This is a genomic window from Sphingobium sp. CCH11-B1, from assembly GCF_001556865.1.
Taxonomy (GTDB): domain Bacteria; phylum Pseudomonadota; class Alphaproteobacteria; order Sphingomonadales; family Sphingomonadaceae; genus Sphingobium.
In genome coordinates, this window is sequence record NZ_LSJY01000212.1 from 19,725 (window position 1) to 30,604 (window position 10,880).

At 64.3% G+C, this 10,880-nt stretch carries 9 protein-coding genes, 1 tRNA gene and 1 pseudogene; 9 read left to right on the plus strand and 2 right to left on the minus strand.

The features are described from left to right. Positions 1-27: 27 nt before the first annotated feature. Both AX724_RS21785 and thyA read right to left on the minus strand, forming a co-directional pair. A complete protein-coding gene (locus AX724_RS21785) occupies positions 28-1,323 on the minus strand; it encodes a 3-methyl-2-oxobutanoate dehydrogenase (2-methylpropanoyl-transferring) subunit alpha (protein WP_066771216.1) in 1,296 nt (431 codons plus the stop codon). Positions 1,324-1,444: 121 nt separating this feature from the next. After that, the gene (gene thyA / locus AX724_RS21790) at positions 1,445-2,383 is read right to left on the minus strand and encodes a thymidylate synthase (RefSeq protein ID WP_066771246.1); all 939 of its coding nucleotides are present in this window, start codon (positions 2,381-2,383) and stop codon (positions 1,445-1,447) included. A gap of 165 nt (positions 2,384-2,548) precedes the next feature. Here thyA and AX724_RS21795 point away from each other — a divergent pair, with 165 nt between their 5' ends. From AX724_RS21795 to AX724_RS21835, 9 genes and pseudogenes are all read left to right on the plus strand, one after another. Further along, on the plus strand, positions 2,549-2,848 hold the full coding sequence (locus tag AX724_RS21795) for a JAB domain-containing protein (RefSeq protein ID WP_066771219.1): 300 nt from the start codon (positions 2,549-2,551) through the stop codon (positions 2,846-2,848). 108 nt (positions 2,849-2,956) lie between these two features. Beyond that, positions 2,957-3,033 (plus strand) — tRNA-Pro (locus AX724_RS21800). Positions 3,034-3,354: 321 nt separating this feature from the next. Next, a complete protein-coding gene (locus tag AX724_RS21805) occupies positions 3,355-4,971 on the plus strand; it encodes a TldD/PmbA family protein (protein ID WP_231736793.1) in 1,617 nt (538 codons plus the stop codon). Between the two features lie 22 nt (positions 4,972-4,993). Beyond that, complete coding sequence (locus tag AX724_RS21810) at positions 4,994-6,328, plus strand: TldD/PmbA family protein (RefSeq protein ID WP_066771224.1); 1,335 nt, start codon at positions 4,994-4,996, stop codon at positions 6,326-6,328. A gap of 16 nt (positions 6,329-6,344) precedes the next feature. After that, on the plus strand, positions 6,345-7,040 hold the full coding sequence (locus AX724_RS21815) for a DUF4159 domain-containing protein (RefSeq protein WP_066771226.1): 696 nt from the start codon (positions 6,345-6,347) through the stop codon (positions 7,038-7,040). A gap of 43 nt (positions 7,041-7,083) precedes the next feature. Further along, positions 7,084-8,073, plus strand: a complete 990-nt coding sequence (locus tag AX724_RS21820; RefSeq protein ID WP_066771228.1) for an AAA family ATPase — start codon at positions 7,084-7,086, stop codon at positions 8,071-8,073. A 10-nt stretch (positions 8,074-8,083) separates the two neighbouring features. Continuing rightward, entirely contained in the window at positions 8,084-8,977 is an 894-nt protein-coding gene (locus tag AX724_RS21825) for a DUF58 domain-containing protein (RefSeq protein WP_066771254.1), read from the plus strand. Further along, positions 8,974-10,119, plus strand: a complete 1,146-nt coding sequence (locus tag AX724_RS21830) for a BatA domain-containing protein (RefSeq protein ID WP_066771238.1) — start codon at positions 8,974-8,976, stop codon at positions 10,117-10,119. The genes AX724_RS21825 and AX724_RS21830 overlap by 4 nt, the downstream gene beginning before the upstream one ends. Then, a pseudogene (locus AX724_RS21835) lies at positions 10,116-10,880 on the plus strand (DUF4175 domain-containing protein); the annotation flags it as partial. The gene AX724_RS21830 and the pseudogene AX724_RS21835, both read left to right, overlap by 4 nt.

Sequence of the window (10,880 nt, forward strand, 5' to 3'; positions counted from 1 at the left end):
GCACGTCACCCTGCGTCATGATGTCGCTCACAGCCCGGCCGCCTTCCATTCGTCCAGCATCTGCTGCTGCTGTTCCCGAAGGTGCCAGGGCATGTCCTCGAACACATCCTCGAACATGGATTCCATCGGATGGTGCAGGCCGTGGCCCAATATTCCGTTCTTCTCCGCCTCGCGCGCGGCGTCGCGGACCAGTTCAGCCAGTTCCTTGTCCATCGCCGCATGCCGATCCTCGTCCCATATGCCGAGCGCGATGCAGTGCGCCTTCAGCCGCGCGATCGGATCGCCCAGCGGCCAGAGGCTGCTTTCCTCGGCCGAGCGATAGGCGGTCGGATCGTCAGACGTGCTGTGCCCTTCGACCCGATAGGTAAAATGCTCGATCAGCGTCGGCCCGCCATTGGCCCGTGCCCGGTCGGCCGCCCAGCGGGTCGCAGCATAGACCGCCAGCACGTCATTGCCATCGACCCTGAGGCCCGCAATGCCGTAGCCGATGGCACGTGCCGCGAAAGTGGTCGATTCGGCTCCCGCAAAACCTGAGAAGCTACTGATAGCCCATTGGTTATTCACGACATTCATAATGACCGGCGCGCGATAGACGCTGGCGAAGGTGCAGGCCGAATGGAAATCGCCTTCGGCTGTCGATCCTTCTCCGCACCATGTCGCGGCGATCCGGGTATCCCCCTTCGCCGCGCTCGCCATCGCCCAGCCGACCGCCTGCGGATATTGGGTGGTGAGGTTGCCGGAGATGGAAAAGAAACCTGCCTCGCGCGCTGAATACATGATCGGCAACTGGCGGCCCTTCAGCCGGTCGCCCTTGTTGGAATAGATCTGGTTCATCATGTCGATCAGCGGCCAGTCGCGTGCGATCAATATCCCCTGCTGGCGATAGCTGGGGAAACACATGTCGTCGCGCGACAAGGCCAGCGCCGCGCCGATGGACACCGCCTCCTCGCCGGTGGACTTCATGTAGAAGCTGGTCTTGCCCTGGCGCTGGGCGCGGAACATGCGCCCGTCGAACGCCCGCGTCAGCGCCATATATCGCAGCATCCGCAGCAACGTTTCGGGCGGCAACTTGGGGTTCCACGGTCCCACCGCCTGCCCGTCCTCATCCAGCACGCGCACCAGACCATAGGCCAGATCGCGCATGTCGGCGGGCTGCGTCGCTTCGTCCGGTCGGGCCTGCGCACCTGCGGCAGGGACGTCGAAATGGGTGAAGTCGGCCGCCTCGCCCGGCCGCGCTGGCGGCTCGGGCACATGCAGTTTCAACGGCGGCAGATTGCGCCCGCCCTGCCCTTCGCCACCATCAAATCCGGTCGGATCGCTCATCCTGGCTCCTATGATGCAATGCAATAATATTGCTTGCTGCAATTATTAAATTACAATGCATCGAAAGGCAAGCCTTGCTGACCCAATTTATCTCGTTCAGCTGTCCACGTCGCTGTCGCCTTTACACCGCGACCGGCGCGGCAATATGGCTCTGTGGGGCGTAGTCTGTGACCTCGAAATCCTCGATGCGATAATCGAAAATGTTTGAAGGCCGCCGATTGATCCGCAGCCTGGGTGCGCCAGCAGGCGTGCGACTCAGTTGCTCCTCCACCAGATCGGTGTGGTTGAGATAGAGGTGAACATCCCCCCCCTGCCACACGACTTCCCCTGGCTCCAAATCGGTCTGTTGCGCCAGCATGCGCGTCAACATTGAAAGCCCGAAGATGTTGAAGGCAAAACCCAGCCCGAGATCGCAACTACGCTGGAACAGCAGGCCGTTGAGCCGCCCGTTCGCTACCTGAAACTGGTAAGTCATGTGGCAGGGAGGCAGAGCCATCTCCGGCACTTCGGCGACATTCCATCCCGTGAACAGCAACCGCCGCGACCCCGGCGTCGCCCGGATCGCGTCGACCAGGTCCGCGATCTGGTTGCGCCCCTTGTCGGCCCGCCGGTACAATCCGGCGCCCGTCGGTTCATAGAGCGGCCAGTTTACCCATTGCGCGCCATAGACCGGCCCCAGATCGCCCCACTGCCGGGCAAATGCCTCATCCTCCACGATCCGCGCCTCGAACGCGTCCCGGTCGATCGCCTCCCCCGTCGCGCGGCGATAGGCATCGAGCGGCCAGTCGGTCCAGATGTGGACGCCCTGCCTCACCAGTTCCCGGATGTTAGTGTCGCCGGTCAGGAACCAAAGCATTTCCCGCGCCGCGACCTTCCAATAGACCCGCTTGGTGGTCAGCAGCGGCACGGCATCGTCCGCCAGCGAAAAGCGCATCGTCGCACCCAGGATCGACCGCGTGCCAACGCCCGTGCGGTCAACCCGCTCGTCGCCATGCCGCCAGATATGCCGCATAAGGTCGAGATATTGCTGCTCATAGTGCGGCGTCTGGGTGGAAGGCATGTCGGTCAAGGCGAGTCCTGCGGCTACGAATCCGTGCCTGTGTCTAGCCCAGCCGGACGGGTTCGGCCAAGCTTGCGTCATTGTGGCGGCAACTGTGTCCCGTATCCGCCGATATGGACCGGATCGCTGTGGCGGAAGATGCGGCCGTCCTTCCACTATTGCGCCATGTCAGCGTCCTCTCTTCTGTCAATTGCGACATTGGATGCGGAGTGGCGGGTGCGAACCCTGCTGCCGCTCGCGATGGGCTGGTCCGAAATATTGGGCCGGCTGGTACGCGACGAAGGAGGCTGGGTGGCGCTGATCCAGCGGCGGCCAGACCCCGGCACCCCGGTGCCGCTGCCCGACGACATCCTCTTCACCCGCGCGCTGCTACGCAGCCTCCGCCCGCTCGACATCGGGCTGGCCGACCATATCATTGCAACAGGGCAGGAACGGTTCAGCTTTCGGGACGCCGGCCTTTTGTGACCGACGCGTCAAAAAAGTGCATATTGCCCGCTTGCCAGTCTGGGACGCCGTCTCTATAGGCGCACTCCTGCCTTACGGGGCCGCCCAAGAAAGCGGTTCCGGCACGGTCGGGGAATAGCTCAGCCTGGTAGAGCACTGTCTTCGGGAGGCAGGGGCCGGAGGTTCGAATCCTCTTTCCCCGACCAATTTTCTTATTGAAATCGCTGTCTTTGTGAAGCGGGACGACCTTGTCGTCCCGTCTCTCTTACGCCACCGCGCCGGCCGCAATTGGCGAGACATTTTCGACAGATGACATATGTCGAAAGAGCGGGAAGCGCTTTTGCGCAAACGTAAAAGTTGTTTGACCCCGCCGTGCCGCCCGGCAATGATCGCGCCCATCAACCGGTTCGGCGCAAAGCCGGACCGCAATAAGCCGAAGCGGCCGTCTGGCCATGCCTTCGACATCATCGACCCGCTTCGCGCGGGCTTGCTCAGGCAGGAGACCACCCTTGCATAGACGCGATTTTATGGCCCTTGGCGCTACGGGCGTGGGAGGACTTGTCCTCCCTTCGATGTTCGGGCGCGTCATCGCCGCGGAAGAATTGAACAGCGCCATCGACGGCGCGCTGAAGAAGAGCCTGGCGGACGCCGCACTCAACAGCGCAAAGGGTGCGGGCGCCACTTATTGCGACGTCCGGGTCGGCCGTTATCTGCGCCAGTTCGTCATCACCCGCGAGCGCAATGTCGAAAATATCGTCAACACCGAATCGACCGGCGTCGGGATACGCGTCATCGCCGATGGCGCATGGGGCTTTGCCGCCACGAACGAGCTGACGAAGGAAGCGGTGGCGAAGGCCGCGGCTCAGGCTGTCGCCATTGCCAAGGCAAACGCCCCCGGCCAGAGCGCGCCGGTGCAGCTGGCCCCGACGCCCGGCGTGGGCGAGGTCAGCTGGCGCACCCCGCTTGTCAAGAACAGCATGACGGTGCCGATCAAGGACAAGGTCGACTTGCTGATGGGGGTGAACGCCGCCGCGTTGGCCGCGGGCGCGAGCTTCATCCGCTCCATCCTGTTCCTGGTGAACGAGCAGAAATATTTCGCCAGCACCGATGGCAGCTACATCGATCAGGATGTGCACCGTATCTGGGCGCCCATGGAAGTCACCGCCGTCGACAAGGCGAGCGGCAAGTTCCGGGTGCGCGAAGGGCTGTCCGCGCCGATGGGCATGGGCTTTGAATATCTGGACGGCGCGGCGAGCGGCAAGACCGTGCTGCCGAACGGCGTGACCGTCTACGGCAACAGTTATGACATGAAGGAAGACGCGATTGCCGCCGCCCGCCAGGCACAGGCGAAAATCAAGGCGACTTCCGTCAAGCCGGGCAAGTACGACCTCGTTCTCGACCCGTCGCACACCTGGCTTACCATCCATGAATCGATCGGCCACCCGCTCGAGCTGGACCGCGTTCTGGGCTATGAAGCCAATTACGCCGGCACCAGCTTTGCCACGATGGACAAGCTGCAAAGTCATTTCCAATATGGCAGCGACAAGGTGAACATCGTCGCCGACAAGACCCAGCCCGGCAGCCTGGGCGCTGTCGCTTATGACGACGAAGGCGTTAAGACCAAGAAGTGGGATCTGATCCGCGACGGCAAGCTGGTCGGTTATCAGGCGATCCGCGACCAGGCCCATATCGAGGGCAAGAAGGCGTCGGATGGCTGCTGCTACGCGGACAGCTGGTCCAATGTGCAGTTCCAGCGCATGGCGAATGTCAGCCTGGAACCCGGCAAGCAGAAGATGAGCGTTGCCGACATGATCGCCAATGTCGAGGACGGCATCTACATCATCGGCGACGGCAGCTTCTCGATCGACCAGCAGCGCTACAACGCCCAGTTCGGCGGCCAGCTCTTCTACGAGATCAAGAACGGCAAGATCACCCAGCAGATCGAGGATGTCGCCTACCAGATCCGGACGCCAGAATTCTGGAACGCCTGCGCCGGCGTCTGCGACGCCAGCGACTATCGACTGGGCGGATCCTTCTTCGACGGCAAGGGCCAGCCCGCGCAGGTTTCCGCCGTGTCCCACGGGTCATCGACCGCGCGCTTCAACGGCATCAACGTCATCAACACCGCCCGCACGCTCGGCTGATACGCTTTAGGAGACAGATAAGATGAGCATCCTTCCCGAAGCGCAGGCCAAGGCGATTCTGACCAAGGTCGTGGGCTTTTCCAAGGCGGACGAATGCACCGCACAGCTGGCCGGCAGTACACGCGGCAACGTCCGCTTCGCGCGCAACGACGTGTCGACCGCAGGCATCACCGACGACATCCAGCTTCAGGTGCAAGTGGCGTTCGGCAAGCGTGTCGGCATCACCACCATCAACCAGTTCGATGACGCCGCGCTCGAACGCGCGGTCCGCCGCGCCGAGGAGCTGGCAAGGCTGGCGCCGGAGAACCCTGAGTTCATGCCGGCCGTGCCCAAGCAGACCTATATGAAGACCGACACGTTCAGCGCGTCCACGGCCGGCATCACGCCTGCCTATCGCGCCAAGGTCGCGTCGGATTCGATTGCGCCCTGCCGCGCCGAAAAACTGGTGGCGGCGGGCTATCTCGAGGATCAGGCCGGCTTCGTCGCCTTTCTCAACAACAAGGGCAATTACGGGTACCAGACATCGACCAGTTCCGATTACACCTGCACTGTCCGGACCGAGGACGGACGCGGGTCGGGCTGGGTCGGCCACAATGTGCAGGACGTAGCCCAGTTCAACGCGGCGGATGACATCCGCGTCGCCATGCGCAAGGCCAGCGCTTCGGCCGGCGCGCAGGCGCTGGAACCGGGCAAATACACCGTGATCCTCGAACCGGCCGCAGCCGCCGGGCTCATCAGCTTCATGATGTATTTCTTTGACGCACGGTCGGCCGACGAAGGCCGCAGCTTCCTGTCCAAGAAGGGCGGCGGCAACAAGCTGGGCGAGCAGGTGTACGGGCCGCAGGTCAATATGTTCACCGACCCGGCCTATCCGGGCGCGGCGGTGTATCCATGGGATGATGAAGGCCTGCCCCGCAAGAAGATGCCGATCATCCAGAACGGCAAGCTCATGACGATGAATTACAGCCGCTACTGGGCGCAGAAGCAGGGCAAGCCCGAACAGGCGCAGTTCGGCAACATCATCATGGAAGGCGGCACGAAATCGACCGCCGACCTGATCCGCACGACCGAACGCGGCATATTGGTGTCGCGCACCTGGTATATCCGCATGGTCGACCCCCAGACCGTGCTGCTGACGGGCCTGACCCGCGACGGCACTTTCTATATCGAAAACGGGCAGCTGAAATATCCGATCAAGAATTTCCGCTTCAACGAAAGCCCGGTCATCATGCTCAACAATGTCGAGGAATTCGGCAAGCCGGTGCGGGTTAAAAGCGACGAAGGCGACACGGCGATGGTCGTCCCGCCGATGAAGCTGCGCGATTTCACCTTCACCTCGCTCTCGGACGCGGTGTGAGGCCGATCACGACAGCATGACACGCGGCGAATTTCTTCGGTTGATGGCGGGTGGTCTGGCGGGCGCGATGCTCCCCCGGCCGCTCGCCGCCGCCGGGGGTTACGACTTCTGGTTCACGCGCCTGCGTTATGACTCGGGCGATTGGGACGTGGATCAGCGGGCCCCGTCAAACATCGTCACCTCGCTTATCGACTACACGACGTTGCGGGTCGATCCGAAGGAACATGTCGTCGCCCTGTCGGACCCCAAAATGCTGACCGCGCCCTTCTGTTACATGGCGGGTCATAAACTGGTGGAATTTTCCCCGGCCGAGCGGCGCAATTTCGAACGCTATGTGCGCAACGGCGGATTCGTCATGGTGGACGATTGCAACCACGACATTGACGGCCTGTTCGCCCGTTCGTTCGAGGCGCAGATGGCAAAGATATTCGGCCCCAGGGCGCTGAAGGCGTTGCCGAAGACCCATGGCATCTATCGCAGTTTCTTCAAGTTCGACGGACCACCCAACACCGCGCTGGAGCTTAACGGCTGGGGCGACGATCTCGTCCACGACTATCTCAAGGGCATAGAGGTGAACGGACGCCTGGGCGTTCTCTACAGCAACAAGGATTATGGCTGCGAATGGGATTATGACTGGCGCAACAAGCGCTTCCTGGCTGAGGACAATACGAAGTTCGCGGTCAATATCGTGATGTATGCGCTGTCGGTCTGACGGCGTTCCCATTTCCGCTTCCGCCCCAGCAAGGGACCAGCACATGACCGACCTTACCGAAGCCGACATCCAGAACCGCCTCGCGCGCCTTGGCGACCTGAAAGCCGCGATCGGACAGGCAATCGTCGGGCAGGCCGATGTCGTCGAGCAACTCCTGATCGGGTTGTTGGCCGGCGGCCATTGCCTGCTGGAAGGGGTGCCGGGCCTTGGCAAGACGCTGCTGGTCCGCTCGCTGGGCGAAGCGCTGAAGCTGGATTTCCATCGAGTCCAGTTCACCCCCGACCTGATGCCCAGTGACATATTGGGCACCGAATTGCTGGAGGAGGATCATGGCACCGGCCATCGCAGCTTCCGTTTCCAGCAAGGTCCGGTCTTCACCAACCTGCTGCTGGCCGACGAACTCAACCGCACTCCGCCCAAGACGCAGGCCGCGCTGCTGGAGGCCATGCAGGAGAAGACGGTCAGCTATGGCGGCGTGACCCATCGCCTGCCCGCCCCCTTCTTCGTGCTTGCGACCCAGAATCCGCTGGAACAGGCGGGCACCTACCCGCTGCCCGAAGCCCAGCTTGACCGGTTCCTCCTCCACGTCCGCGTCGATTACCCGACCGAGGACGAGGAACGCGCCATCCTGGCGCAGACCACCGGCGCCAGCGCAGGCTCCGTTCCGGCCGTCATGGCCGGGGAGGAGGTGCTGGCGCTGCAAAGGCTGGTCCGCGACGTGCATCTGAATGACGACCTGCTCGCCTGGGTCACGCGCATCGTGCGCGCCAGCCGGCCGGGCGACAATGCGCCGGACGACATCCGCAAATATGTAAAATGGGGCGCAGGGCCGCGCGCGGGGCAGGCGCTGATCCTCTGCGCCAAGGCGCGTGCCCTGTTGCATGGTCGGCTAGCGGCCACACGGGAAGACATTGCCGCGCTTGCCGCGCCTGTCATGCGTCACCGCCTGCTGCTGTCCTTCGCAGCCGAAGCGGAGGGCCGCAGCGCGGACGATGTCGTCAGCGCTCTGGTCCGCGCGGTTCCGCTGGTCTGATCGCGGCGCGATGGTCGACCTCCTCCCCCCTGACGTGCGCAGCCGGCTTCGCGGGCTGAACCTTGTCACGCGGCGGGCGGTGGGGTCGCATGGCCTTGGCCAGCACCGAAGCCAAAGCCGCGGGGCCGGCCTGGAATTCGCCCAATATCGCGCTTATGAACCCGGCGACGAATTGCGCCAGATAGACTGGAAGCTCTACGCCCGTTCCGACAAATTCTTCGTCCGCGAGGCGGAACGCGAAAGCCCGGTGGCGGTGTGGGTGCTGATCGATCTCAGCGCATCCATGGGCCAATCGGACGCGGCAAGGCCAGACTATAGCAGGCTGGACGCTGCCCGGGCGATCGCTGCCGCCGTGGCCGAACTGGCCACGCGGCAAGGCGACCGGTTCGGCTTCATGGGCCTGGGGTCGGACGGCCTTGCCCTGCTCCCCCCTGCGGCAGGTTCGCGACAGCGGGACCGGCTATTGCTCGAACTGCTGTCGTTGCGCGTTGCCCAGCGGTTCGCGGCAGATGACCAGCTCGGGCCAGTGTGGGAACGTGTGGGCGCGCAGGATCTCGTCATCCTGCTAAGCGACTGTTTCGATGACGGGGTGGTCGCGCTGGCCGAAAAATTGGCTGCCGCCGGGCGCGAGACGCTGGTCGTGGAGATGCTCACCGTTGCCGAACGCGATTTCCCGTTCGATGGCGGTTATCGCTTCCGTGATCCCGAAACGGGCGAGCAGCTTCTGGCGGACGGCAGTGCGCTGCGAGACGAATTTCTGGCGCGGTTCGGGGAAGCCCGGGCAGCCTTGCACGGCAGGCTGGACGCGATCGGCATCCGCCATGCCGCCCATATGCTCGATGAGCCGGTTGACCTTCCTTTGCGCCGCCTGTTCGGCAAGCCGCAGGATGCGAACGCCGCATGAACATCAGCCTGCTTTTTCCTGCCGCGCTTGCGGCGCTGACAGCGCTTGTCTTTCCCTTCCTCATCCACATCGCGCGCAAGAGCGAGCAGCAGACCACCGACTTCGCCGCCCTGCGCTGGCTCCGAGAGAAACCCAGGCCGCGTTCCCGCCTCCGTTTTGATGAATGGCCGCTGCTGCTGCTTCGGCTGCTGCTGGTAGCCCTCGCTGCACTATGGCTCGCGCAGCCTGTGCTGTTCGCCGTCGGCAGCAGCAAACCCTATGTCGCCGTGATTGCCGGTGCGCAGGTGGACGCCGCCAGCCTGAAGGGACAACGCGCCCACTGGCTGGCGCCCGGCTTTCCGACCCTGAATGGGGTACAGCCCGCCGGGCCATTGCCCGTCGCCAGCCTGATGCGGGACCTGGATGCCAGCCTGCCCGCCGGCACGCCGCTAACGATCATTGCGCCGTCGATCCTGAATGGCGCGGATGCAGCCCGCGTGCGCCTGTCGCGGCCGGTGACGTGGCGCATAATGCCGGGGCGAATGCCCGGGCCGGTCGCCCCCCTTGCCGCCCCGCCCCGTCTTTCCATCCGCTACGATGCCGCTCATCAGGCCAATTTGCGCTACATCCGCGCCGCTGCCCTGGCGTGGCAGCAGAGCGGGAGAACCGCGGACATCGACGTCGCGCCCGCTGGCGCGCCGCTCCCCAAGCGCGATCGCGTCCTTTTCTGGCTCGTGGGCGGCACCGTGCCTGCCGATGTCATGGAATGGACGCGGTCGGGAAGCACATTGGTCGTGGCGAGCGACGCGCTCCTGCCCGAGGGGCGGGCGCGCGTCGTGACGTGGCGTGACCAGCAGGGGGAAAGCCTCGCGGAAGCGGCGTCGATCGGCAAAGGCCGCCTGATGCATTTTTCCCGTCCGCTCGAACCCGCGCGCATGCCCACACTGCTCGATCCGGATTTTCCCGCCGGGCTGCGCGATATGCTCGCGCCGACGCCACCTCCTCGCACCGTGCGGGCAGCGGATTATGCCCCACTCACAGGGGCGCGGTCCTATGATCCGGTGCCCACGTCGCTGCGCTCATGGATCGCCATCCTGATCGCACTCGTCCTGTGCATCGAGCGATGGCTGGCGACAAGCCGCCGCCGGAGCGCCGCCCCGTGACCATCGACCTGCTCTATGCGCGCTGGGTCGGCCCTGCCCGGCGTCGGCGGATGATCGAAACCGCCGCCTGCGCCGCACCCGTACTGCTGGCGGCCACGGTCATCGCATGGCGAGTCGCAGGGCCAACCGTGGCGAGCGCTGTCGCGATCTTCGGCATCATGCTGGTCCTTGTCGTGGCACGGCGACGCGCGGCGGCGTTCGATCAGGTATGGTTGGTGCGCAGCCTGGATCGAACCCGGCCGGAACTGGAGGACAGCAGCGCCCTACTGTTCACCGACCAAACGTCCCCCTCTCCGCTCCTGTCCCTTCAGCGCCACCGCGTCGCGACCCGGCTCGATCAGGGCAGCCCCGATGATCTGCGCCCACCCTTGCCCACCAAGACGCTGGCAGCGGTCTCGGTGATCGCCATGCTGTGCGTCGTTGCGGCGTTGGTCTGGCCACGATCCGATGCCCGACCGCCTATGCTGGCCCCCAGTCGGGAAGGGACGCCTGTCGTCCCCGGCGTCCCTCGGCTGGTGGCGCAGAATATGCGGATCATTCCGCCAGCCTATACGGGCCTTCCCGTCCGTGACTCCGCCTCGCTCGACACGCGAGCACCCCAAGGCTCGCGGATCGAATGGACGCTCCGGTTCGAACCTGCGGCCACGGTCCCGCGCCTTGTGCTGCTCGGCGGTTCGCCTGTCGCGCTCCGCCGCAGCGGCACCGACTGGATCGCCAGCCGGACGCTGGACGCTGCGTTTCTCTATCGCGTCGATCCGGGC